Origin of the sequence: Streptomyces sp. NPDC002884 (genome assembly GCF_040295245.1) — a bacterium.
In the GTDB taxonomy this organism is placed as follows: domain Bacteria; phylum Actinomycetota; class Actinomycetes; order Streptomycetales; family Streptomycetaceae; genus Streptomyces.
The window spans coordinates 115,946-139,271 of record NZ_JBEOVB010000021.1 but is presented as its reverse complement, the minus strand read 5'-3'; the positions used below and the strand labels follow the sequence as shown (position 1 = coordinate 139,271).

At 73.1% G+C, this 23,326-nt stretch carries 18 protein-coding genes; 6 read left to right on the top strand and 12 right to left on the bottom strand.

Annotation, left to right across the window (positions count from 1 at the left end; translation table 11 throughout):
- The 7 genes from ABT070_RS31920 to ABT070_RS31890 all read right to left on the bottom strand — a co-directional run.
- Positions 1-275 (bottom strand): adenosylhomocysteinase (locus ABT070_RS31920; RefSeq protein WP_351765694.1); only part of this gene is annotated, 275 nt, incomplete at its 3' end.
- A gap of 334 nt (positions 276-609) precedes the next feature.
- Positions 610-1,590, bottom strand: coding sequence for a cation diffusion facilitator family transporter (locus ABT070_RS31915; protein WP_351765692.1), 981 nt, complete (start codon positions 1,588-1,590; stop codon positions 610-612).
- A gap of 134 nt (positions 1,591-1,724) precedes the next feature.
- Entirely contained in the window at positions 1,725-2,876 is a 1,152-nt protein-coding gene (gene manA, locus ABT070_RS31910) for a mannose-6-phosphate isomerase, class I (RefSeq protein ID WP_351765690.1), read from the bottom strand.
- Positions 2,877-3,049: 173 nt separating this feature from the next.
- Positions 3,050-4,183, bottom strand: a complete 1,134-nt coding sequence (locus ABT070_RS31905) for an SIS domain-containing protein (RefSeq protein WP_351765689.1) — start codon at positions 4,181-4,183, stop codon at positions 3,050-3,052.
- Between the two features lie 178 nt (positions 4,184-4,361).
- Positions 4,362-4,532, bottom strand: a complete 171-nt coding sequence (locus ABT070_RS31900) for a Trm112 family protein (RefSeq protein ID WP_078890202.1) — start codon at positions 4,530-4,532, stop codon at positions 4,362-4,364.
- A 324-nt stretch (positions 4,533-4,856) separates the two neighbouring features.
- Positions 4,857-6,221, bottom strand: coding sequence for a phosphomannomutase/phosphoglucomutase (locus tag ABT070_RS31895; protein ID WP_351765686.1), 1,365 nt, complete (start codon positions 6,219-6,221; stop codon positions 4,857-4,859).
- A gap of 593 nt (positions 6,222-6,814) precedes the next feature.
- On the bottom strand, positions 6,815-7,234 hold the full coding sequence (locus ABT070_RS31890) for a DUF3499 domain-containing protein (RefSeq protein WP_351765684.1): 420 nt from the start codon (positions 7,232-7,234) through the stop codon (positions 6,815-6,817).
- Positions 7,235-7,597: 363 nt separating this feature from the next.
- On the opposite strand from ABT070_RS31890, the gene ABT070_RS31885 reads away from it, so the two are divergent.
- Entirely contained in the window at positions 7,598-7,978 is a 381-nt protein-coding gene (locus ABT070_RS31885; protein WP_351765683.1) for a metallopeptidase family protein, read from the top strand.
- A gap of 119 nt (positions 7,979-8,097) precedes the next feature.
- On the opposite strand, the gene ABT070_RS31880 is transcribed toward ABT070_RS31885, so the two are convergent.
- The 3 genes from ABT070_RS31880 to ABT070_RS31870 form a co-directional block, all read right to left on the bottom strand.
- Entirely contained in the window at positions 8,098-9,645 is a 1,548-nt protein-coding gene (locus ABT070_RS31880) for a DUF5719 family protein (RefSeq protein ID WP_351765681.1), read from the bottom strand.
- Positions 9,642-13,373, bottom strand: coding sequence for a glycosyltransferase family 2 protein (locus ABT070_RS31875; RefSeq protein WP_351765679.1), 3,732 nt, complete (start codon positions 13,371-13,373; stop codon positions 9,642-9,644). Before ABT070_RS31875 ends, ABT070_RS31880 begins: the two co-directional genes overlap by 4 nt.
- A gap of 258 nt (positions 13,374-13,631) precedes the next feature.
- Positions 13,632-13,901 (bottom strand): WhiB family transcriptional regulator, encoded by a 270-nt coding sequence (locus ABT070_RS31870; protein WP_020128551.1) that lies wholly within the window; start codon positions 13,899-13,901, stop codon positions 13,632-13,634.
- A 731-nt stretch (positions 13,902-14,632) separates the two neighbouring features.
- Between ABT070_RS31870 and ABT070_RS31865 the strand changes: the two genes are divergently transcribed.
- From ABT070_RS31865 to ABT070_RS31850, 4 genes are all read left to right on the top strand, one after another.
- Positions 14,633-15,178 (top strand): cysteine dioxygenase, encoded by a 546-nt coding sequence (locus ABT070_RS31865; RefSeq protein WP_351765677.1) that lies wholly within the window; start codon positions 14,633-14,635, stop codon positions 15,176-15,178.
- A gap of 109 nt (positions 15,179-15,287) precedes the next feature.
- Positions 15,288-16,247 carry a 2-phospho-L-lactate transferase gene (gene cofD, locus ABT070_RS31860; RefSeq protein ID WP_351765675.1) on the top strand — a complete coding sequence of 320 codons (960 nt, stop codon included), beginning with the start codon at positions 15,288-15,290 and terminating at the stop codon, positions 16,245-16,247.
- A complete protein-coding gene (locus ABT070_RS31855) occupies positions 16,244-17,584 on the top strand; it encodes a coenzyme F420-0:L-glutamate ligase (protein WP_351765673.1) in 1,341 nt (446 codons plus the stop codon). The genes cofD and ABT070_RS31855 overlap by 4 nt, the downstream gene beginning before the upstream one ends.
- A 283-nt stretch (positions 17,585-17,867) precedes the next feature.
- A complete protein-coding gene (locus ABT070_RS31850; RefSeq protein WP_351765708.1) occupies positions 17,868-18,881 on the top strand; it encodes a DNA-3-methyladenine glycosylase family protein in 1,014 nt (337 codons plus the stop codon).
- A 103-nt stretch (positions 18,882-18,984) separates the two neighbouring features.
- Here the strand turns inward: ABT070_RS31850 and manB are convergent, their stop codons facing one another.
- On the bottom strand, positions 18,985-20,067 hold the full coding sequence (gene manB, locus ABT070_RS31845) for a mannose-1-phosphate guanylyltransferase (RefSeq protein WP_351765671.1): 1,083 nt from the start codon (positions 20,065-20,067) through the stop codon (positions 18,985-18,987).
- 234 nt (positions 20,068-20,301) lie between these two features.
- Entirely contained in the window at positions 20,302-22,086 is a 1,785-nt protein-coding gene (locus tag ABT070_RS31840) for a peptidoglycan recognition protein family protein (RefSeq protein ID WP_351765670.1), read from the bottom strand.
- Positions 22,087-22,225: 139 nt separating this feature from the next.
- Here ABT070_RS31840 and ABT070_RS31835 point away from each other — a divergent pair, with 139 nt between their 5' ends.
- Positions 22,226-22,984, top strand: coding sequence for a TIGR03089 family protein (locus tag ABT070_RS31835; protein ID WP_351765668.1), 759 nt, complete (start codon positions 22,226-22,228; stop codon positions 22,982-22,984).
- Positions 22,985-23,326 lie beyond the last annotated feature (342 nt).

Here is a 23,326-nt window from a genome sequence, read left to right as displayed (position 1 = left end):
GCCGCGTGGTCCTGGGTGGAGAAGATGTTGCAGGACACCCAGCGGACCTCGGCGCCCAGCGCCACCAGCGTCTCGATCAGCACGGCCGTCTGCACAGTCATGTGCAGCGAGCCCATGATCCGGGCACCCGCCAACGGCTGCGCGGCGGCGAATTCCTTACGGATCGACATCAGGCCGGGCATCTCGTGCTCGGCCAGGGTGATCTCCTTACGGCCGAAAGCGGCCAGGGAGAGATCGGCGACCTTGAAGTCCTGTCGGTTGTCGACAGTCGTCATGGGGAGCTGCTCCTCGGGGTTGGGTCGAGAGAGTGGGTACGGCTGGTCTGCGCGGCGGCGGACACAGGGGTGCCCGAAGAAGGGCACAGGCATGCCCGCGTGCGCGCAGCGCAGTCCGTCGGAGGCCCTCTCTCCCTCGGACGGTCCGCACTGGGTCCGCCCGACCGCCATCAGCAGCGACGTCTGGCTCCGTTCCAAGCTACACCGGAGTGGCGGGGCGGCCCCAGTCCATCTCCGATCAGATCGCGCCGATCACCGTCGGTGAGCGGGTCGGGGAGCCGGAACGGCGGCAGGGCCCGCCCGGTGTGGGCGGGCCCTGCCGGGGTGGTGCGGGTCAGTGCTCGGCCGGGTGCTGGGCGGGGCCGCCCGGGGTCGCCTCGGGGTCGGAGCCCTTGGCGGCCTCGGTCTCGCTGTAGATGTCGGGCTCGAGGTAGATGACGCGGGCGATGGGGACCGCGGTGCGGATGCGGGCCTCGGCGGCGTTGATGGCCGTCGCGACCTGGCCGGCCGTGTCGTCGTGCCGGACGGCGACCTTGGCGGCGACCAGGAGTTCCTCGGGGCCGAGGTGGAGGGTGCGCATGTGGATGACGCGGGTGACGGTGTCGCCGTCGACGACCGCCGCCTCGATCTTCCGGACGTCCTCGACGCCGGCGGCCTCTCCGAGCAGGAGGGACTTGGTCTCGGCGGCCAGGACGAGCGCGATGAGGACGAGGAGGATACCGATGCAGAGGGTGCCGATGCCGTCCCAGACGCCGTCGTCGGTGAGGAGTGCCAGGCCGACGCCGCCGAGCGCGAGGACCAGGCCGACGAGGGCGCCGAGGTCCTCCAGGAGGACGACCGGGAGCTCGGGGGCCTTGGCGCGGCGGACGAACTCCTTCCAGGAGTGGTCGCCCCGCAGGGGGTTGGACTCCTTGATGGCGGTACGGAAGGAGAAGCTCTCGGCGATGATCGCGAAGACGAGGACCCCGACGGGCCAGTACCAGTGCTCGATCTGGTGCGGGTGCTTGATCTTCTCGTAGCCCTCGTAGATGGCGAACATGCCGCCGACCGAGAAGAGGACGATGGAGACGAGGAAGGCGTAGATGTAGCGCTCACGGCCGTAGCCGAAGGGGTGTTGCGGGGTGGCCTCGCGCTGGGCCTTCTTGCCGCCGATGAGGAGCAGGGCCTGGTTGCCGGAGTCGGCGAGCGAGTGCACGCCTTCGGCGAGCATCGACGACGAGCCGCTGAACGCGAACGCCACGAACTTCGATGCCGCGATCGCGAGGTTGGCCCCCAGTGCCGCCACGATCGCCTTGGTGCCGCCTGACGCGCTCATGTTTTCGCGTTGTCCCTTCGCCTTCGTGCGTACGCCGTGCAGGGCGGGGCCTCTTCGGCTTTGCCCGTCCTTTGCCGGGGGGCCATTCTTGCAGCCCTGTCGGGCAGCGGTGCGTCAGGTCGTCACGACAGGAGTCATACGACAACCGTGGCCCGGAAGACCGTACCCGCCCCGGCCACTTCGGCCTTGTGCCCCGCCGGGACGAAGACAGACGTGCCGGGCGTCAGCGCGTGCTCGCCCGCGTGGACGGTGCCCGCGGTGCAGAGCAGGATCTGCGGGGTGGGCAGGGTGAGGTCGTGGGCGGGGGCGCCCGGTGAGAGGACGTAGCGCGACAGGCGGAACTCGTCGATGGGGGTGTCGTAGACCTCTTCGCCGTCCGGGGCGGCTTCGGGGCGCAGGACGCCGGGGTCCGCGGGTTCGAAGCGGACGATGCGCAGGAGTTCGGGGACGTCGACGTGCTTGGGGGTGAGGCCGCAGCGCAGAACGTTGTCCGAGTTGGCCATGATCTCGACGCCGAGGCCGTCGAGGTAGGCGTGCGGGATGCCGGCGCCGAGGAACAGGGCCTCGCCGGGCTGGAGTCTGACGTGGTTCAGCAGCATCGCGGCGATGACGCCGGGGTCGCCGGGGTAGTGGTGGGCGATGCCTGCGTAGGGGGCGTAGTCGCCGCCGAGGCGGTCGCAGGCGGCCGCCGCCAGGGCGACGGTGTGGGCCATCTCCTCGCGGTCGGCGGTGAGGATCGCGGTGAGGACCTCGCGCAGGGCGGCTTCCTCCGGCTGGGCGTGCAGGAGGTCGACGTACGGCTTGAGGGAGTCGACGCCGAGGCCGTCCAGGAGGTCTGCCGCGTGCGAGGGGGCGCGGAAGCCGCACAGGCCGTCGAACTCGGTGAGGGCGCAGATGAGTTCGGGCTTGTGGTTGGCGTCCTTGTAGTTGCGGTGCGGTGCGTCGACGGGGATGCCGCGGCGTTCCTCGTCCTCGTATCCCTCCTTGGCCTGTTCCAGGTCGGGGTGGACCTGGAGGGAGAGGGGGGCGCCGGCGGCGAGGATCTTGAGGAGGAAGGGGAGGCGGGGGCCGAACTTGGTGACCGTCGCCGCGCCGAGTTCCTGTTGCGGGTCGGCCTCGATGATCTCGACGAGGGTGCCTCGGTCGGTGCGTGAGGGTGCGCCCGGGTGGGCGCCCATCCACATCTCGGCCTGCGGTTCGCCGGTCGGCTCGGCGCCGAGCAGGTGCGGGATGGCGGTGGGGGAACCCCAGGCGTAGGGGCGGACGGTGTTGTCGAGGCGGTCCATGCGGTTCTCTCTGCCTGCCGGGCTACCGGTCTGCGGGTCTGCCGGTCTGCGGGTCTGCCGGTCTGCGGGTCTGCTGCCGTCTGTCGGTTGTCGCGGCCGTCTGCCGTTGTCACCGGCCGTCTGCCCTGTTGCCCTGTGGTGTTCGGTGTTTCCCGGGTGACGGTCGGGGTGGGTCAGGCTCCTGAGCCGAGAGCCAGGTAGACGGCGGCGAAATCCGTGGTGGCGATCAGTTCGGCGAGGGTGACGAGTTCGTCGCCCTCTTCGGGCTCGAGTTCGCTGATCGGGGTGTCGTGGCTGAGGGCCAGTTCGCGGGCGGTCGGGGCTGCGGTCAGGCCGCCGATCGGGCGGTCGCGCAGCAGCACCACGCGCGCGTGCAGCGCGGGCGTCTCCTCGATGCGGTCGCGGAAGAAGTCGTCCGGGTCGGCGCCGGCGGCGAGGGAGCCCGCCAGGAGCGCGTTGTGCTCGGCGAGGGCTTCGGGGAGTTCGGCCACCAGGGCGGGGCGGCCCGCGAGTTCGGCGAGGGCGGCGGCGAACCGGCGGCCCGCGGGACCGGCCGAGGTGCCCTCGGTCCAGATCACCGGGAGGGCGTCGGCAAGCTCGGCGGCCAGGGTCTTCGCCGGGTTGCTGTAGGTCGCGACGGCGGGGCCGCAGCGTTCGGCGACCTGGTCGAGCCGGTCGGCGACCCGTTCGAGCTCCTCGGGCGGGGCGGAGAGCAGCCCGACGCGGTCGAGGAGGGCGAGGAGCGGGGTGAGGAGGGCCCAGAGGACGCCGGGGGCGGAGGCGGCGACCGGAGGCTGTTCGTCCTGTTCGTACGGGGCGGTCGCGAGCGGTACGAAGAGTCCGTGGGCGGCGCCTGCCGCTTCGGTGAGCGGGGAGCCGGCGGGGGCCACGGCGGCGACCGTGCAGCCGCGTCGGTAGGCCTGCTCGGCGAGGAGGGAGAGGCCGGGCTCGCTGCCGTCGGGGGTGGCGATGAGGAGGAGGTCCACGGAACCGGCCCAGCCGGGGAGTTCCCAGCGCAGGGCGCCTGCGGCGGGGGCGACTCCGCCGGGGGTCAGGCGGATGACGGGGCAGGCGGCGCCGGCGAGCGTGCCGAGGAGGTCGGCGACGCAGGTGGCGGCGGCGCCGGGGCCCGCGATGAGGATCGCGCGGGGGCGGCCGTCCGGTTGCAGTCCGTGGACGCCGGCCTCGGTCGCGAGCCGGGCGGCGGTGCGGACGCGGGCACCGGCTTCGGCCGCGCCGCGCAGGAGGGCCCGGTGATCGGCCTCGGCCAGGGCCTCCGGCGTGTCGAGCAGCGAGTCGTCGAGCATGTCGGCAGTCTCCGATCGCCTGGGGCGTCGTCGGTTTAAGGGGCCGGGGGCGAGCTGTGGCGAGGGACGCCCGGGAGGGGCGGCGCGTGGCGCCGTGCGCGGGCGGGCGCCGGGGTGGTTCGGGCCGGGTCGGCGGCGGGCCGGGCGGCGGCGCGGGGTGCAGTCGCGCGGCGCGCTGTCACGCGGGGTGGCGGGCCTCGTCGACGAGGAGGACGGGGATGCCGTCGCGGACGGGGTATGCCAAGCCGCAGTCCTGGCCCGTGCAGATCAGCTCCGTGTCCTGCTCCTCCAGGGGGGAGTGGCAGGCGGGGCAGGCGAGGATCTCCAGAAGGCCGGCTTCGAGCGGCATGGGGTGTCCCTTCGGGGTGTGCGGATGTGCCTGGTCAGGGTACCGCTGGTGGGGTTGGGGCGTGGGGGTTGGGCGGGACTGGGTGGGGTGGGCGGGAGCGCGTGAGGGGTGGGGCTGGTGGCCGGTGCGGCGGAGCGGGCGTCGGGGTGGACGGTCGAGGCGGGCGTCGTGGCTCGTCCCCGGCGCCCTTGCCCGTTCCCGCCTCCAGGGGCTTCGTCCCTTCGACCCTCCGTGGCATCGTCCCTTCGACCTCCGATGCCTCCCCCCCTTCGACCCGCCGTGGCATCGGTCCTTCGGCCCTCCGAGGCTTCGCCCCTTCGCCTCTCAGCCTCGGATGATGGCCAGTGCCTCGTCGCGGATCTTGGCCATCGTCGGTTCGTCGCGGGCTTCCGCGTTGAGGCGGAGGAGGGGCTCCGTGTTGGAGGGGCGGACGTTGAACCACCAGTCGGTGGAGGTGACGGTGAGGCCGTCGAGGTCGTCCAGGGTGACGTCCTCGCGGTCGCCGTAGGCCGCCTTGATCGCGGCGATGCGGTCGGCCTGGTCGGCGACGGTGGAGTTGATCTCGCCGGAGCCGGTGTAGCGGTCGTACTCCGCGACCAGGGAGGAGAGCGGGCTGTCCTGGCCGCCGAGGGCCGCGAGGACGTGGAGGGCGGCCAGCATGCCGGTGTCGGCGTACCAGAAGTCCTTGAAGTAGTAGTGCGCCGAGTGCTCGCCGCCGAAGATCGCGCCGGAGCGGGCCATCTCCGCCTTGATGAAGGAGTGGCCGACGCGGGTGCGGACGGTGGTGCCGCCGTTCTCCTTCACCACCTCGGGGACGGTCCAGGAGGTGATCAGGTTGTGGATGATCGTGCCCTTGCCGCCGTTGCGCGCGAGTTCGCGGACGGCCACCAGGGCCGTGATCGCGGACGGGGGGACCGGCTCGCCCCGCTCGTCGACGACGAAGCAGCGGTCGGCGTCGCCGTCGAAGGCGAGGCCGAGGTCGGCGGACTCCTCGCGGACGCGCTTCTGGAGGTCCACGAGGTTCGCCGGGTCCAGGGGGTTGGCCTCGTGGTTGGGGAAGGTGCCGTCCAGTTCGAAGTACATCGGGACGAGCGTCAGGGGCAGGCCGTCGAAGACCGTGGGGACGGTGTGGCCGCCCATGCCGTTGCCCGAGTCGACCACGACCTTCAGGGGGCGGATGGAGGTCAGGTCGACGAGTGCGCGGAGGTGCGCCGCGTAGTCCTTCAACGTGTCGGCCGTGGTGATGGTTCCCGGGGTCGGGGCCGGGGCGGGGGCGCCCGAGTCCGTCCAGCGTTCCACCAGTTCACGGATCTCGGTCAGGCCCGTGTCCTGGCCGACCGGGGCGGCTCCCGCGCGGCAGAGTTTGATGCCGTTGTACCGGGCCGGATTGTGCGAGGCCGTGAACATGGCGCCGGGCAGGTCGAGCGCGCCCGAGGCGTAGTACAGCTGGTCCGTCGAGCAGAGGCCGATCTCGGTGACGTGTACGCCGAGTGCCGCCGCCCCGCGCGCGAAGGCGCGGGTCAGGGCGGGCGAGGAGGGGCGCATGTCGTGGCCGACGACGATCGCCTCGGCGTCGGTCACCCGGGCGAAGGCCGCGCCGAACAGCTCGGCCAGCGACTCGTCCCACTGGTCCGGGACCACCCCGCGTACGTCGTACGCCTTCACGATCTGTGACAGATCAGCAGCCACGGCCAACCTTCCTGGAGTCTGTAGGTCACCACAAACTACCCGGGCCGGTTCGCCGGCCGCGGTGGGGCCGTCGAGTGGACCCACAGACGTAACCGTGCCGCCATTCTCCGTGTCGTCCGAGGTGGGGCCGCCGCCGCGGCAGCATCCCGGACGGCGGGCGCGCTCTGGCCGACCGCGCGCAGGCGCATCACCGGAGCGGTCCGGGGCCTCACGTGGTGCTCTGCCCGGAGAGGTTCACGACGTGGGCGAGGGCCGGGACGGCGGCGTGGTGCGTGCGGCTCGCGTACCTCGAACAGGCCGTCGTCGCGGCCCGTTCCCTGTGCGCCACGCGCGCGTGCGGTACGGCGGTCCGGGCCGGGCGCCTGCCAAGGCGGCGCCGATGTGGGCCGGTTGCGCGGAGGCGTAGGACGGCGGCGGTGAACTGGGCGGCGCCAGAGGGAAGCTGCCCCCGGGCATGCCTGCGCGAGGCGGGCAACGAGGTGGCGGACGCGTCGAGCAGGTCGGTCGGGCCGAGCAGGCCGTGCATGCGGAAAGCGGTTTCCGGAGCGTGTCGGCCGGACAGGTGGGGACGAGGTCGAGAAGGGGGAACCGGCTCAGTTGTCCGGGGAGCGCAGCACCCGCAGGTGGCCGCGGCGCGCGACCTCCATCGGGTCGATCGCACGTCCGCCGCCGGCTCCGGCCACGCGTCCCTGCGGGCGGGCCGCCTCGCGGACCGCGTTGGCAAGCGCTTCCAGGTCGTCACCACTGGGTCGCGCGGGAGCCGAACTGTCGAGGAGCCGGACGACCTCCCAGCCGCGCGGGGCGGTGAGGCGCTCGGAATGCTCGGCGCACAGGTCGTAGCAGTGAGGTTCGGCGTAGGTGGCGAGCGGGCCGAGGACCGCGGTCGAGTCGGCGTAGACGTACGTCAGCGTCGCGACGGCGGGTCGGCCGCAGGCAGTTCGCGAACAGCGACGTACAGGGCTCACGACGTTGGACGGTACCGCACTCTTGAGCGGGCCGCGACGACTCTCCACCAGGTCACTCCACCGTGTCGTGTTGTGAAACGCCCCACGCGCCTCTCCAGTCATACCCCGCTGACCTGCGCGAACACCAGTCCTTGAACAGAGGAAGGCATCGACTCCCGGTCACCACTCGACACAAAAGGCATCAATTGCGATGAGTTCGCCGGTCGCGGAGAGGTACGGAATCGAGCCCAACCTTGGCTGGAATGATCACCTTGCGACATGCGGGGCACGGCGGCCGGTGGCGGCCGGGTTGCCGTGTGGGGCCGGGCGCCGGGTCACGGCGGGGACTACGCTTCAGTAGTGATGGACAGCCCCGTACCGCCCCCCGCCGCAGGCCCCGGACCCCGACGTCGCGACCGCCACGGCCGGGGCATGCGAGGGCCGATCGCGCCTCCCCAGGTCCCGTTGGCCGCGAGCCGCGCCGATGTGTTCGCGGATCTCGTACAGGACTCCGTGGAACGGCTGGAGCGGCGGTGGACGCAGCTCGCCGACATCGACTTCATGGTGCTGGAGGTGCCGCGTCTGGACGCCGCACCGGAGCCGTGGAACGACGAGGCGGTCCCGCTGGGCGGGGCGATTCCCGCGAGCGAGGGACGGCGGGCGCGGGTCGTCGTCTACCGGCGGCCGGTCGAGATCCGCACCAAGGGGCGTGACGAGCGGGCCGCGTTGGTGCACGAGGTGGTCGTGGAGCAGGTCGCGGAGCTGCTGGGGCTGACTCCGGAGACGGTGGATCCGCGCTACGGCGAGGACTGAACCCCGTCCTCCCCGTCCTCCCCGTGCCGCCCCTCTCCCTCTGTCCCGCTCCCCCGCGCCGCTCCCCCCGCGCCTCGCTTACGGGTGTCTCTTCCGGGTGTCTCGACAGCGCTTCCGGGTTACTTCTGCAACACCGCGACGTCCTCGTCGGCCTCCGGGACGGCCACCGTGCCCCGGTCGTCCGGCAGGGTCTGGACGGTGAAGCCCGGGACGCCGTCCTGGGTGGCCGACAGGGTGCGGGAGGCGTAGACCGGAGTGTCCGTGAGGGGTTCCACGGTCAGCGCGTAGGTCCCCTTCAGCCCGGCGGGGACGGGGAGTTCGACGTCCTGGGTGGTGCCGGCCTTGACCGTGTACGTCTTGGACACGGCCGTGCCGCCGCCGCTGCCGGCGGACGCGGTGACCTTGACCTTGGCGGTGCCCTTGGGGGCGGTCAGGGACAGGGTGGAGCCCTTGGCGCTGTTGTCGGCGGCGGACGCGCGCGTGCCGACCGGGGCGGTGGCTGTGATGAACGCCGACTCCTGCTGGGTGCCCTTGCCGCGCAGGACCCGTACGGCCGCGACGACGGGCGCCGACTGACCCGTCGGGGTCAGGACCAGCGAGCCCGCCTCACCGCGCGTGACGTCACCCAGGTCGACCGAGGCCGTCATGCCCGCCTTGACGTGCAGCGTCTCGTGTCCGGCGGGGGTGATCAGGCCCGAGGCGGAGGCGAGTTGGACCTTCAGGTCCGCGTCCGCGTCACCCGGCGCGTAGGCGATGAGCCGGACGGCCGTGGCGTCCTTGGGGATGCCCGGGATGACCTGGCTGCCCGCCGGGTCGGTGGAGGCGGCCAGCCAGTCCCCGCCGAGCTTCTCGTCCAGTGCCTGTACGGCGGCCCCCACGCGGCCGCTGCGGACGTTGACGTGGACGGTGAGGTCCTCCTGCTTCTCGCCGGTGAGCGTGGACAGCAGGATCGGCTCGCTGGAGTGCGCCGGGATCGTGATGCCCTCCCCCACCGTGGTCGAGAGGGCGCCGTCCTTGCCGTAGAGCTCGATGTCGGCGACGGCGGCGGAGTCGTCCGGGTTGGTGAGGTGGACGTAGTCCGTGCGGTCGGCGAGGGTGCTGACGCCCGGGAACCAGAACTCCGTGTCCGGTGCGGTGCAGGTGACGCCCTGGAGGCCGCGGCCGCTGCCGGCAGCGACCTCGGTGGTCTCCTGGACGGTCCAGCCGGGCGCGAACTTCCCCTCGGCGGTGCCCAGCAGCGCGGGCGCCTCGCCGCCGGAGGTGTCGCCGACGGCCGGGGTGCCGGGCGCCTTGGGCGTGACGACGGGCTTCGTCGCCTTCTTCTTGTCGTCGGCCTTGTCGTCGGCCTTGTCGTCGGCCTTGTCGTCGGCCTTGTCGCTCGGTTTGTCGCTCGGCGTGGCCGCCGACTCCGCGGTGGCCGCGAGGAGTTCGGCCGTGCCGTCGCCGTCCGTGCCCTTGGTGACGGGTGTGAAGGACGTGTACGAGGTCTCGGCGAGGTCGGAGGTGCTGGGCGAGGGGCAGAGCAGGCTCGTGCGCTCCACGGGCAGTTCGGCGGCCGCCCGGGCGGTGTCCGGGCCGGCCGTGTCAGGCTGGTTGAGCGTGGCGAACCCGGTGACCGCGGCGAGCGCGGCCGTGCCGGCGATCAGGGACAGGGTGGTGCGGTTCACTGCTGGCTCCCGTCGGGGCGCTCGCTGTCGGTGCCGTCGGGGTGCCGGTCCGGGTCGTATGCGGGGTCGTAGCCGCCCTGGTCGTAGCCGCCCTGGCCGTAGGCCGACGGGTCGTAGCCCTGCTGCTGGTACGTCTGGTCGTACGGCGCCTGCTGGGCCTGGCCGTCGTAGGTGTACGGGTCGTACTGGCCGGCCTGGTAGGGGTCGTAGGCCTGCTGGTCGTAGCCGCCCTGCGGGTACTGCTGGGCGCCCTGGTACTGCTCGCCCCCGTAACCGCCGTACTCGGCGCCCGCGTAGCCCGCCCGGTCCCCGCCCCAGTCCCCGCCCTGCCCGTCCGCGGGGACTCCCATGTCGTACGACTGCTGCTGGGGGACCGCGACCGGGCTCTCCGTCTGTGGCGGAGAGGGGAACTCCTCGTGCAGGCCGGGCTCTTCGGACTCGGCCTCGGCCTCGGCCTGGGCGCGCAGACGGCGGGCGCGGCGGCCCTCGCCGTCGGCCGCCTGGGCCGGGATCGGCTCCTCCTCGGGAAGGTCGTCGTCGACGTCGCGGCGACGGCCGGGGAGGGCGAGGACGACGAGGACGAGGGCGAGGAAGCCCTGCGCCCACAACCAGGCGGTGTGGGTGAAGGGGTCGTCGTAGGTGACGTCCAATTTCCCGCCGGAGGCGGGGAGTTCGAAGCCCTGGGCCCAGCCGTCAAGGGTGGTGGGGGTGAGGGGCCTGCCGTCGAGGGTGGCCGTCCAGCCCTCGGCGGCGGTGTCGGCCAGGCGCAGGACGCGGCTGCCGGAGCCGTCGGGGAGGGTGGTGTGGATGTCGACGGGGCCCGCGGCGACCGGAGTCGCCGTGCCCTTGCCGGAGTCGGCGACGACGGCCGCGCGGGAGACCTCCTGGTCGACCCGCCACAGGGCGCTGCCGTCCTGCTGGCTGAGCCGCTTCAGGCCGGTTGTGGCGTCCAGGACGCGGGTGACCTCGCGGGGCGCGCCCTTGTGGACGAGGACGTAGCCCACGGCGAACTTGCCCAGCTGGTCGGCCTGGTCGGCGCCGGAGCCGGCGACGAGATTGGCGACGACCTTGTCGAGCTGCTTGTTCTCGCCGTCGGCCGCGGCGAGTTCGGCGTCGCCGAGGCGGGCGCCGGAGCCGCGGACCAGCATGTAGGCGACGTGCGCGGCGGAGTCGCTGTCGAGGACGAGCGTGCGGGCCTGGTCGCGGTTGCCGGCCTCCTCGGCGACGAACGCGGGCACCTGTACCGGGTCGCGGCGTTCCAGGGGGCCGTCGGCGCCGCCGATCATCCAGCCGGCGGCGACGAGGAGCGGGCCGGCGGCCGAGGCGAAGGCGATGAGGGCGGCCACCGGCTGGCGCCAGCCGAAGCTCTGCTCGGCGACACGCGTGCGTGCGCCGTCGGCGCCGATGACGGCGGCGGCGAGGAGGGCGATGCCGTAGACGAGGGTGGCGGGTCCGGCCCAGGTGGAGCTGTTGGACAGGACCGCGAAGACGAGGCCCACGAGGGCGGCCGCCCAGGCCGCCCAGACGCCGAAGTGGCGCTCGGAGCGCAGCAGCGCGGCCAGCGCGGCCAGCACGATGCCGATGAGCATCAGGCCGTCGACGGTGCCGGGTCCGCCGGGGCTGGCGCCGAGCAGGTCGAGCGCGGTGGCGGTCGACGGGCCGTGGTCGAGGCCGGCCTGGGTGAAGAAGCCGAACGGCAGCAGGGACAGCGACCAGGGCGCGAGGATCAGCAGCGGGGTGCCCAGCTGGACCAGGAAGCGCAGGCCGTAGGCGGTGATCTCGCGACGGCGCACGGCCAGCACCGCGACGCCGAGGACGAGCGCGATGGGCCAGACGATCGGCGTGAACGCGGTGGCGATCGTCAGCAGCAGCGCGTAGGCCCAGGTGGCGCGCCAGCTGCCGCGGGCGCCGGACGCGTGCGTGAGGCCGCTCGCGGCGACGCCCGCGCGGGCGATGAGCGGCAGCAGGACGGCCAGCACGGCGGTGCCGACCCGGCCGCCGGCGAGAGCGCCGGTGGCGGCGGGCAGGAAGGCGTAGACGACGGCCGCCCAGGCGCGCAGGAGGCGCGACTCGACGAGCGGGCGGGAGGCGAAGTAGGCGGTGAGGCCGGCCAGCGGCACCGAGCAGACGAGCAGCAGGGTGAGCGCGAGCCCGGTCGAGCCGAACAGCAGGGTGGCCAGCGCCGCGATGATCGCGAGATAGGGCGGGGCGGACGGGGTGCCGCCCGCGCCGATCGGATGCCAGGCGTCGAGGTAGCGCGACCAGAGCTCGGAGGCGTCGGCCGGGGCGGGCAGCAGGGCGCCGCCCGCGAGCGCGCCGCCGCCGAGGAGGTTTCGGCAGGCGACCAGGGAGACGAGCAGGAGGACCAGGAAGAGCACCGGGCCGGGCTTGCGCGCGATGCGCTTGAGCCGGGCGAACTGCTCGATCTCCAGGAAGTCGGCGTCGTCGCCGCCGGGTCCGGACTCGACGGCGCCGCCGTGCCGGCCGGCGCCGGAGGTGGCCTCGGGGTCGGAGGAGCCGAAGAAGTCGCCGGCGACCTGTTCGACGGTGGCCCGCACGGTCGCGCCGGGTGGCGGGAACAGGGGGCGCAGTTCATCCTTGTCGACCGCCGGCTTCCCGCGCCTGCGCCGCCCGGCGATGATCCGCTCGGGCCGCAGCAGGGTGCCCAGCAGGCCGCGGATCTCGTCGACGGCCTGTCCGGGGACCTTGCCGACGAGGTAGGCGACGGTCCGCAGCAGGGTGCCCAGGACCAGGCGCACCAGGATCCAGGGCAGCAGGGCGGTGCGGCTGTTGACGAGGAGGGTGTAGACGGCGCCGGCCTTGTCGACCTTGTGCGGGGAGGCGCTGGTGCGGCCCGCGCAGTCGACGGCGCGGCGCTCGCGGGAGGCGGCCTCGGCGTGCCGTACGACGGCGTCGGGGGCGATGAGGACGCGGTGGCCGGCGGCCTGCGCGCGCCAGCACAGGTCGACGTCGTCGCGCATGAGGGGCAGGCGGCGGTCGAAGCCGCCGAGCTGTTCGAAGACGTCGCGGCGGATCAGCATGCCCGCGGTGGACACGGACAGCACGGAGCGGACGTGGTCGTGCTGGCCCTGGTCCTGTTCGCGGCGGTCCAGGCCGGTCCAGCGGCGGCCGGAGTGGGCGATGGTGACGCCGACCTCGAGGAGCTGGCGGCGGTCGTACCAGCCGCGGAGCTTGGGGCCGACGACGGCCACGTCGTCCCGGCCCAGTTCGAGTTCGTTGTCGACCACGCGCAGCAGCTCGGCGAGGGCCTCCGGTTCCGGGGCGCAGTCGTCGTGCAGCAGCCACAGCCACTGGACGGGCTCTCCGTGCGGGAGCTCCGGCAGGTCGTAGGTGTCGTCGCGCCACGTGCGCGTGACGGGGTCCCAGCCGCTGGGGCGCTTGAGGTACGGCAGTTCCTCGGGGGTGAGGACCGGGGCCGTACGGTTGGCCTCCTCCACGGCCTGGCCGAACCCGGTGCGCCGGGCGAGGTGCAGGACGCGGTCGTCGCCGAGGGCCTCGGTGACCAGCCGGGCGGAGTCGTCCGAGCTGCCGGTGTCGGCGGCCATGACGGACTGGACGGGGCGCTCCTGGCCGAGCAGCCCGGCGAGCGCGTCGGGCAGCCAGCGGGCACCGTCGTGGGCGACGATCACCGCGGTCACTACATGACGCGGGAACTCAGGTGTGGCAGCGCGGTCTTGCTGGGCTGCCGTGTGGCTGTGCACGGACATCGAGGTACGGGCCCCGGTTCGGTGGACTGCGGTGGACGCCTGCGCCGTGTGGGGCGGCCGGCTGTCTCGGACGAGCGCCCACACTATCGGCTGAACCAGAAGGGGCGGCGCGCAGCGCCTCGACGGGGGCGGCGGTCGGGCGGCGGACGGGCGACGGCCCGCCGCCTGTGGACGATCCACGTGCGACGGGCCGTTCGGACCCTTGCCTGCGCGTACCGCGATGCCGCGACGCCCTTGCGCTGTCGAGGCGGGCGGTTCTCAGACCGCCGCCTTCTTCAGCCGGCGGCGCTCCCGCTCGGACAGACCGCCCCAGATACCGAAGCGCTCGTCGTTGGCGAGGGCGTACTCAAGGCATTCGGAGCGGACCTCACAGGCGAGGCAGACCTTCTTCGCCTCGCGGGTGGAGCCGCCCTTCTCGGGGAAGAAGGACTCGGGATCGGTCTGGGCGCACAGCGCGCGCTCCTGCCAGCCGAGTTCCTCGTCCGCGTCGTCGACGTCGACCAGCAGTTGCTGCACCAGCTCGGTCATGTGCGCCCCTCGCTCTGTCTTTCGCGTCCCCGTGACCTGGCCGTTACCGATTTCGGCTGAACGACACGAGTGAAATTACAAGTGTGCTGCTCCGGGCGAGTCAAGCCGAGATCTGCTATTGGGCCCCTTATTCACTCTGCGGAACCAAGGCCATGCAGTAAGTGTTCAAATCGCCATAAACCTTGACAAGCAGATGAAGCCCCGGAGGGCCACCGGCCCCGCACAGCGCTTGTACGGGGAAGGACGCCCAAAGGTGCGATCCCGTTGCGGCACGCGCGCGGAAGCGAACCTGATCACAGTCGGATCACGGGATCGCCACGAGGCTTGCGCGCCCGGCTTGTGCGCCATGTGTCCCGAAGGACGTGTGCACAAACCTTTCACCTCCGAGATGGACCGGATGAGGTGAACCCTGTCCCACATACCGGGCGTCGAGTTGACAGTGAAGGTGTGAACCGCTGTCCTTATGGGCATGCTCGCGAACTTGGCACTCACCTCGACCGGCTCCGCCGGGTCCCACGGTGCTGCCCGCGCTCGCTGTAGCTGTTGTCGTCGTTCCAGCTGTTGAGCCCAACGCGCTCCGGCTGCTCCTCCTGAGTCCACGCGACTCGGCTGCTGTTCCCATCGGCCCACACCAGGGCGCTCCTGCTCCACCCGTGATCCGGGCGGACGGTACGCGACACCCAGCAGGCCCCCCACTCTTCCGCCTCTCCGCCGAGGAACCACCGCACCCCATGAACAGCGACAGCGACCTCCAGATCGCGGGCGACATCCTCGAAGTCCCGCACCTCCTCCAGGCACCGCGCGAGCACCCGGCCACCGTCGCCGAGTTCGTCGGCCTGGCCCGCTCGATCGCCGCGGACCGCGCCCAGTGGGAACACCTGGTCCGGTACGACGCGACGACCCGCTGGTACCACCGGCTGCGCACCGGTCCCGGCTACGAGGTGTGGCTGCTGTCGTGGGTGCCCGGCCAGGGCAGCGGGCTGCACGACCACGGCGGGTCCTCCGGGGTGCTCACCGTCCTGGACGGCGAGCTGACCGAGCGCACGGAGCGCGGCAAGCGGGTGCTGGGGGCGGGGGTGCAGCGGGTGTTCGCGCCGGGGTACGCGCACGAGGTCGTCAACGACGCGCTGGAGCCCGCGGTGAGCCTGCACGTGTACTTCCCGGGACTGACGGACATGCCCATGCACTCCCGGTCCCGGCTCCGCTCGGCCGGCGGGACCCCCATCGCCTGCGCCGCGCTCGACACCTACGAAGAGGTGGACGCCGTCAGCTCGTGAGCCGACGGCGTCTGCCGCCGGCTCGTACGGGTGGACCGGATATCCACAGGCGGGTGGTTGTCCACAACCGGCCGACGGGCTGTCGTGGCCGCCTGCGAGACTTGCCCTCATGCGCATTGTGGTTCTGGCAGGCGGCATCGGCGGTGCCCGGTTCCTGCGCGGTCTGAAGCAGGCCGTGCCGGACGCGGACATCACGGTCATCGGCAACACCGGCGACGACATCCACCTCTTCGGGCTCAAGGTCTGCCCCGACCTCGACACGGTGATGTACACGCTCGGCGGCGGCATCAACGAGGAACAGGGCTGGGGGCGCGCCGACGAGACCTTCCATCTGAAGGAGGAGCTCGCGGCGTACGGCGCCGGGCCCGGGTGGTTCGGGCTGGGCGACCGGGACTTCGCCACGCACATCGTGCGGACGCAGATGATCGGCGCCGGGTACCCGCTCAGCGCGGTGACCGAGGCGCTGTGCGACCGGTGGCAGCCTGGCGTCCGGCTCCTGCCGATGACCGACGACCGGGTGGAGACCCATGTCGCGGTCGAGATGGACGGCGAGCGCAAGGCCGTGCACTTCCAGGAGTACTGGGTGCGGCTGCGGGCGTCGGTGCCCGCGGAGGCGGTCGTGCCCGTGGGCGCCGAGCAGGCGAAGCCCGCGCCGGGGGTGCTGGAGGCCATCGCGGCGGCGGACGTGATCCTCTTCCCGCCGTCCAACCCCGTCGTCTCGGTCGGCACGATCCTCGCCGTGCCGGGCATCCGCGAGGCCATCGCCGAGGCCGGGGTGCCGGTGGTGGGCCTGTCCCCCATCGTCGGGGACGCGCCCGTGCGCGGCATGGCCGACAAGGTGCTCGCGGCGGTCGGCGTGGAGTCGACGGCCGCGGCGGTGGCCGAGCACTACGGCTCGGGTCTCCTCGACGGCTGGCTCGTCGACACCGTGGACGCGGGCACCGTGGAGCGGGTGGAGGCGGCCGGGATCCGCTGCCGGGCCGTCCCGCTGATGATGAGCGACCTCGACGCGACCGCGCGGATGGCCCGGGAGGCGCTGGCACTGGCCGAGGAGGTGCGCGGGGCATGAGCGGGTCCCTCACATCCGGCTACCGGGTCTGGGCCGTCGACGGGCTGCCCGAGGTGCGGACCGGGGACGACCTCGCGAAGCTGATCGCGAATGCCGAGCCCGGCCTGGCCGACGGTGACGTCCTGCTCGTCACCTCGAAGATCGTGTCCAAGGCGGAGGGGCGGATCGTCCGGGCGGACGACCGGGAGGCCGCGATCGACGCCGAGACCGTACGCGTGGTGGCCCGGCGCGGGACGCTGCGGATCGTCGAGAACCGGCAGGGGCTGATCATGGCCGCCGCCGGCGTGGACGCCTCCAACACCCCTGCGGGGACCGTGCTGTTGCTGCCCGAGGACCCGGACGCGTCGGCGCGGACGATCCGGGCCGGACTGCGGGACGCGCTCGGAGTGGACGTCGGGGTCGTCGTCACCGACACCTTCGGACGGCCCTGGCGCGCCGGGCTCACCGACGTGGCGATCGGCGCCGCGGGCGTGCGGGTGCTGGACGACCTGCGCGGGGGCACCGACGCGTACGGCAACCCGCTGAGCGCGACGGTCGTCGCCACGGCGGACGAACTGGCCGGCGCCGGGGACCTCGTGAAGGGGAAGGCGGCCGGACTGCCCGTGGCCGTGGTCCGGGGGCTGGAGCACGTCGTCGTGGCCGAGGGCGCCGAGAGCGCGGAGGCAGGCGAGGGCGGGCCCGCCGGGGCGCGGGTCATGGTGCGCGGTGCGCGCGACGACATGTTCCGGCTCGGGACGTCCGAGGCGGTGCGGCTGGCGGTCACCCAGCGGCGGACGGTGCGGGCCTTCACCGACGAGCCGGTCGATCCCGGGGCGGTACGGCGGGCGGTCGCGGCGGCCGTCACGGCGCCGGCGCCGCATCACACGACGCCCTGGCGGTTCGTGCTGCTGGAGTCGGCGGCGTCGAGGGTCCGGCTGCTGGACGCCATGCGGGACGCGTGGATCGCGGATCTGCGGCGGGACGGGAAGTCCGAGGAGTCCATCGCCAAGCGGGTGCGCCGGGGCGACGTCCTGCGCAACGCGCCCTACCTGGTGGTGCCGTGTCTGGTGATGGACGGATCGCACACCTACGGAGACGCGCGGCGGGACGCGGCCGAGCGGGAGATGTTCGTGGTCGCGACCGGGGCCGGCGTACAGAACTTCCTGGTCGCGCTGGCCGGGGAGCGGCTGGGGTCCGCGTGGGTCTCGTCGACGATGTTCTGCCGGGACGTGGTGCGGGAGGCGCTGGAGCTGCCGGAGCACTGGGACCCGATGGGGGCGGTGGCCGTCGGACACGCGGCGGAGGAGCCCCGGGCCCGAGGTGAGCGGGAGGTGGCGGACTTTGTCGAGGTGCGGTGAGGTGCGGCGCGGTGACATGGGCCTCGCGACACGGTGACGTGGGGCACGGTGGCGTGCGGCGCGGTGGCGTGGGGCACGGTGGCGTGGGGCACGGTGGCGTGGGGCGTGCGGTGATGTGCGGCACGGGCGTGCGGTGATGTGCGCCGGACGGTGACCTGCGACGCACGGTGATCTGCGACGCACGGAGCCGGCCCGCGTGGTGGCGTTCTGGGCGTCGTACGGTGGCCTGTGGGTGGGTGCGCCTACTCTCGTAGCACTTCTCTTCCTCTACCCGGGACTCTTCGTGTCAGGACGGTTCTCTCCCCAGCCCCCTCGGCCCACTCGTACGACCGTGCGCGGTGGACATGTGGGTGTGCCCGCCGGGGTGCCGCGGCAGGTCTCGGTGGCCGGGCGGGTGCGGAACTGGGTGCCGGAGGGGCCTCTCGAACTCGGGCTGGTGCTCGGGCCCCTCAGGCGTGGGCCCGGCGATCCGACGTTCCGCGCGATGCCGGACGGGTCCGTGTGGCGGGCCAGTCTCACCCCCGCCGGGCCGGGGACGCTGCGCGTCTCCACGGCCGGCGGTGCGGTGTGCGGGGAGGCGTGGGGGCCGGGCGCGGAGTGGCTGCTGGACCGGTTGCCGGAGTTGCTCGGGGCCTCGGACGCTCCGCAGGACTTCGTGCCCCGGCATCGCGTGGTGGCGGCGGCCCGGCATCGGCGGCCGGGACTCAGGCTGACGCGGACCGGGCTGGTCCTGGAGTCGTTGATCCCCTCGGTGCTGGAGCAGAAGGTCACCACCGACGAGGCGTATCGGGCGTGGCGCCTGCTGGTGCGCAAGTTCGGGGAGCCGGCGCCGGGGCCCGCGGCGGGCGGACGGCTCTGGGTGATGCCGACGCCCCGGACATGGGCGCTGATCCCGTCCTGGGAGTGGCACCGGGCGGGCGTCGACAACAAGCGGGCGTCGACGATTGTGCGGGCCGTGCGGGTCGCGGGGCGGATGGAGGAGGCGGCGGGGATGGCTCCGGCCGAGGCTCAGGCCCGGCTGGAGGTCGTGCCGGGGATCGGGCCGTGGACGTCGGCGGAGACCGTGCAGCGCAGTCATGGGGCGGCGGATGCGGTGACCGTGGGGGATCTGCATCTGCCGGGGATCGTGGGGTGGGCGTTGGCGGGGGACCGGGACGCCGACGATTCCGTGATGCTGGAGCTGTTGGAGCCGTATGCGGGGCAGCGGCATCGGGCGGCTCGGTTGATCTTGTTGAGCGGGCGGGTGCCGGCTCGGCGGGCGCCGAAGATGCCCCGGTGGGACATCGGGGGGTTGTGAGGGGCGCTCCGCCGGGGTGGGGGCGGGGGAGCCTTCGCCCCCACCGCCCCTGCCGCCCCTGACCGTCCCGTTCTCGCCAGGGGCGCCGCCCCTTCGGCTAGGGCTACTGGTCCGACGAGAAGCGGACCGCGCCTGCCGGGATTCTCGCGTCGCACCACACCCGCGCGCCGTCGCGGAGTTCGTTGTCGGGGCCGACTATCGCGCCGTCGCCGATGACCGTGCCCGTGAGCACGGAGCGTTCGCCCACGCGGGCCCGGGTGCCGATGAGGGAGTCGGTGATGACGGCGCCCGGTTCGATGACGGCGCCGGGGAGGATCGTCGAGCCGAAGACCCTCGCGCCCCGCGCCACGAACGCGCCCTCGCCCACCACCGTGCCGCCCGTCAGCTTCGCGTCGGGGGCGACCCTGGCCGTCGGGAGGACCAGACGGTCGCCGCAGCGGCCGGGGACCGCGGGGGACGGGGCCCGGCCGAGGACCAGGTCCGCCGAGCCCCGGACGAAGGCCGCGGGGGTGCCCAGGTCCAGCCAGTAGGTGGAGTCGACCATGCCCTGCAGATGGGCTCCGGCCGAGAGGAGGTCGGGGAACGTCTCGCGCTCCACGGACACCGGACGGCCCTGCGGGATCGTGTCGATGACCGAGCGGCGGAAGACGTACGCCCCCGCGTTGATCTGGTCGGTGACGATCTCCTCGGGGGTCTGCGGCTTCTCCAGGAACGCCAGGACCTTGCCCGTGCCGTCGGTGGGGACCAGGCCGTAGGCCCTCGGGTCCGTCACCTTCGTCAGGTGCAGGGAGACGTCCGCCGCCGTCGCCTCGTGGGTGGCCACCAGCCTTCTGATGTCCAGGCCGGTGAGGATGTCGCCGTTGAAGACCAGGACCGGGTCGTCGGGGCCCGAATGCAGACGGGACGCGACGTTGCGGATCGCGCCCCCCGTGCCCAGGGGCTCGTCCTCCGTCACGTACTCGATGTGCAGGCCCATCGCCGAGCCGTCGCCGAAGTACGGTTCGAAGACCTCCGCCAGATAGCTCGTCGCCAGGACGATGTGGTCCACGCCCGCCGCTCTCGCCCGCGCCAGTTGATGCGTGAGGAACGGCACCCCCGCCGCCCTGACCATGGGTTTGGGCGTGTGCACCGTGAGAGGGCGCAGCCGGGTGCCCTTGCCGCCGACCAGGAGGATCGCTTCTGTCACCGTCGTCTCTGCTTCCTGCCGGGACCGGCCGAACTGTCATTCGGCCGGCCAGTGTATGCAGACCGTTGCGTGGCGACTTCCAGGCCGTTGGTGTTCCGTCCCAGTCCCAGGAGACTGTCCCCCCGACGGCTGCTGAATGTGGCCCCCATCTGAGATGTGCGCTCCGACCGTCCGGGGGCGTGCGGCCTCCGGGGCCTCCCCAGGCCCCGGGGCTCCCGAACCTGATCGCCCGCCTCAGCGCCCCTGGAAGCGCGCCGCGGTCGAGCGGGCCGAGCCGAGCTTGCCGTAGAGCTGCCTGCCTGGGCATTCCGTGGCGAACCCGTCCCGGTGACCCGAGATCACATTCAGTCGTACGTTCTTTCCCTTTCCGTAGAGATTGCCACCTCCGGACTTCAGGTATGTCTTTCCCTTGGGATTCGCCCCGAAGAGGCCGAGTTTCCATGCCGTCAGGCGCGCGACGGCGTCGACCGTGGCGGCGGTCGGCTTGGCGGAGGTGAAGGTGCCGAGGACGGCGATCCCCATGCTGTTGCTGTTGAAACCGAGGGTGTGGGCGCCGAGGACCGGCTTCGCCACTCCCCCGGCGCGACCCTCGTAGATCTTCCCGCACTTGTCGACGAGGAAGTTGTAGCCGATGTCGCGCCAGCCCATGCTCCTCACGTGGTAGCGGTAGATACCACGGATGACGGACGGGGCCTGTGAGCACTTGTAGCTGTTGCCCGAGGCCGTGTGGTGCACGAACGCGGCCTTGACCTTCGTCGTGTAGCGGAAGCCGCTCTCCCGCAGCTTCTCGTCGGCGCCCCAGCCGCGACGCGTGACGATGCTCGGCCGCGGGCCGATGTACGGCTGCGCCCGCTGGGCCGACGTCAACTCGGCCCCGCGCAGGGCGAGAAGTTCACGTTCGGTGCCCGGACGGTCCAGGGCGGGGATCTCCGTGGCGCCCAGCGGGACGAGGGGGGCGTTGGCGGCGGAGGCCGCGGTCACCTCGGCGGTCATGGCGGTCATCGCGGTCATGGCCGCGGGCTCGGCCCCTTCGACCCCCTCGGCCCCTTCGATCCCTTCGGCCTCTTCAGCTTCCTCGGCCGAACCGGCCTTCTCGGGCGAACCGATGGTCGCGGCCGAACCGATGGTCTCGGGCCGCTGGTCCTTCTCGGGCGTCTCTGATGTCTCGGATGTCTCAGCTGCCTTGGATGTCTCGGATGTCTCGGCCGGGTGGACCGTGCCGGTCGCCTTCCCCGTTGCCGCGTCGGGCGGCTCCAGCGCTTCCGGGGCCGCCGCCGGGCCGGACCCGGTGATCGATGTCCGGCTGTGCGGGGGTCCTGCGGGGACGTGCTCGGGGGGCGCCGCGCCCGGGTCGACCAGTTCCAGTCGCAGGCCGGAGGGGAGCAGGGCGGCCGTCGAAAGAGTGCCGGCGTCCCGGGACGTCTCCTCCGTACGGCGTTCGGTGTCCGGATGGACTCGGATCTCGACGCCGTCGGAGTCACCGACCCACAGCGGGGCCGTGGCGCCGCGGACCCGGCCCGAGGCGCTCTCGGGTGTGCCGGGGTCGGCGCCGTGGTCGGCGTTGTGGGTCTCGACGTCCTGCCAGCCGGACCAGGTGCCGGTGCCGGACGTGCGGGTACGGACCTGGACGCGGCCATGGAGTTCGGCGGCCGGGTCGTCCCAGACCACGCCGAGCAGGGAGAACTGGCGTACGTCGCGGCGGGGCAGGCCCTGGTCGGCGGTGGCGCCACCGAGGGCCCGGTCGCGGGTGAGGGCGGTGAGGGGCAGCGACTGGGTGCTGCCCGGGAGGTCGGGAAGAGCGGGCAGTTCGGGCCGGTCGGGAAGACCCGGGTGAGTCGGTCGGTCGGGGAGGGATGAGGTGAGGAGGGTGTCGGGGCTCGTGGCCCTGGCCGTCCCGGTGGGCGCCGTCTCCGCGGCCGACGCCGGTCGCGCCGTCGCCGCGTTGGCGGGCGGCGTCAGCGGGAGGGCGAGTGCCGCCGCGCAGGTGACACCGATCGAGGTAGCAAGCAATCCGCGCATGCCAACGATCCTGGCCATATCCATACATTTCTGTCCATCGGGGAATTGACGGGCCGTCGGGCGCGTTCCGCCGAACCGGTGGTTCCTGGAAGGTCCGGCGAGCCGTGCGACGCCCGGGGCGGCGCGTACGCTTGCGCGGGTGACTGCCACCGATCGCACCCCGGCCGACCTGCTGCGTTCCGCGCTGGCCGCGGACCCCGCCCGCCCCCTGGTGACCTTCTACGACGACGCCACGGGCGAGCGGGTCGAATTGTCCGTGGCCACCTTCGCCAACTGGGTGGCCAAAACCGCCAACCTCCTCCAGGACGGGCTGTCCGCCGAGCCCGGCGACCGGGTCGCGCTGCTGCTGCCCGCGCACTGGCAGACGGCGGTGTGGCTGCTGGCGTGTTCGTCGGTGGGCGTCGTCGCGGACGTGGCCGGGGATCCGGCGCGGGCGGACTTCGTCGTCGCCGGGCCCGGGTCGTTCGAGGCGGGGCTGGCGTGCCGGGGCGAGCGGTACGCGCTGTCGCTGGCGCCGCTCGGGCGACGGTTCGTGCCGGGCCCGCCCGAGGGGTACGACGACTACGCCGTGAACGTCCCTACCTTCGGGGACCGTTTCGCGCCGTACGTTCCCGTCGACCCCGAGGAGCCCGCGCTGATCGTGTCCGGGGCCGAGTACACGGGGGCCGAGGTCGTGGAGCGGGCGCGGGCGGAGGCGGCGGGGCTGGGACTGACGGGGCCCGGTTCCCGGCTGCTGTCGGGGCTGGCGTACGACACGTGGGAGGGGCTCAGCGCCGGGCTGTACGCGCCGCTGGCGAGCGGGGGGTCCGTGGTGCTGTGCGTGAACCTGGCGGAGGCCGGCGAGGAGGCCGTGGCCAAGCGGGTCGAGAGCGAGCGGGTGACGGCGACCGCGCGGTAGCCCTCCGGGCGGGCGGGAGGGTCGGCGCCCGGCGCCGGTGTCGGCGTCGCCGGGGGCTGCCGCCCCCAGGCCCCCGCTTCGGCCCTGAAGGGGCCTCGTCCTCAAACGCCGGACGGGCTCGACAGACGCACCCTGCCCCCGAAGCGCCGGACGGGCCGGCCTACGCGCCCCGGCCCCGAAGCAGCGCCGCGCCGGGCTCGTCCGCCTTACCGCCCGATGCCTCGGGTACGACGACGCCGCGCGGCAAGGGCGACCGGACGGGCCGGATTCACGCGCCTCCGCCCCCGAAGCACCGGACCGACCTGGCGCACGCGCCACCGCCTCCGCCACCGCCACCGCCTC

Coding starts and splice junctions, on each gene's coding strand:
- ABT070_RS31865 (WP_351765677.1), top strand. CDS start 14,633: ATGAACAGCGACAGCGACCTCCAGATCGCGGGCGACATCCTCGAAGTC.
- ABT070_RS31885 (WP_351765683.1), top strand. CDS start 7,598: ATGCGAGGGCCGATCGCGCCTCCCCAGGTCCCGTTGGCCGCGAGCCGC.
- ABT070_RS31900 (WP_078890202.1), bottom strand. CDS start 4,532: ATGCCGCTCGAAGCCGGCCTTCTGGAGATCCTCGCCTGCCCCGCCTGC.
- manA (WP_351765690.1), bottom strand. CDS start 2,876: ATGGACCGCCTCGACAACACCGTCCGCCCCTACGCCTGGGGTTCCCCC.
- ABT070_RS31915 (WP_351765692.1), bottom strand. CDS start 1,590: ATGAGCGCGTCAGGCGGCACCAAGGCGATCGTGGCGGCACTGGGGGCC.
- ABT070_RS31870 (WP_020128551.1), bottom strand. CDS start 13,901: ATGACCGAGCTGGTGCAGCAACTGCTGGTCGACGTCGACGACGCGGAC.
- cofD (WP_351765675.1), top strand. CDS start 15,288: ATGCGCATTGTGGTTCTGGCAGGCGGCATCGGCGGTGCCCGGTTCCTG.
- ABT070_RS31840 (WP_351765670.1), bottom strand. CDS start 22,086: ATGCGCGGATTGCTTGCTACCTCGATCGGTGTCACCTGCGCGGCGGCA.
- ABT070_RS31905 (WP_351765689.1), bottom strand. CDS start 4,183: ATGCTCGACGACTCGCTGCTCGACACGCCGGAGGCCCTGGCCGAGGCC.
- ABT070_RS31875 (WP_351765679.1), bottom strand. CDS start 13,373: ATGTCCGTGCACAGCCACACGGCAGCCCAGCAAGACCGCGCTGCCACA.
- ABT070_RS31855 (WP_351765673.1), top strand. CDS start 16,244: ATGAGCGGGTCCCTCACATCCGGCTACCGGGTCTGGGCCGTCGACGGG.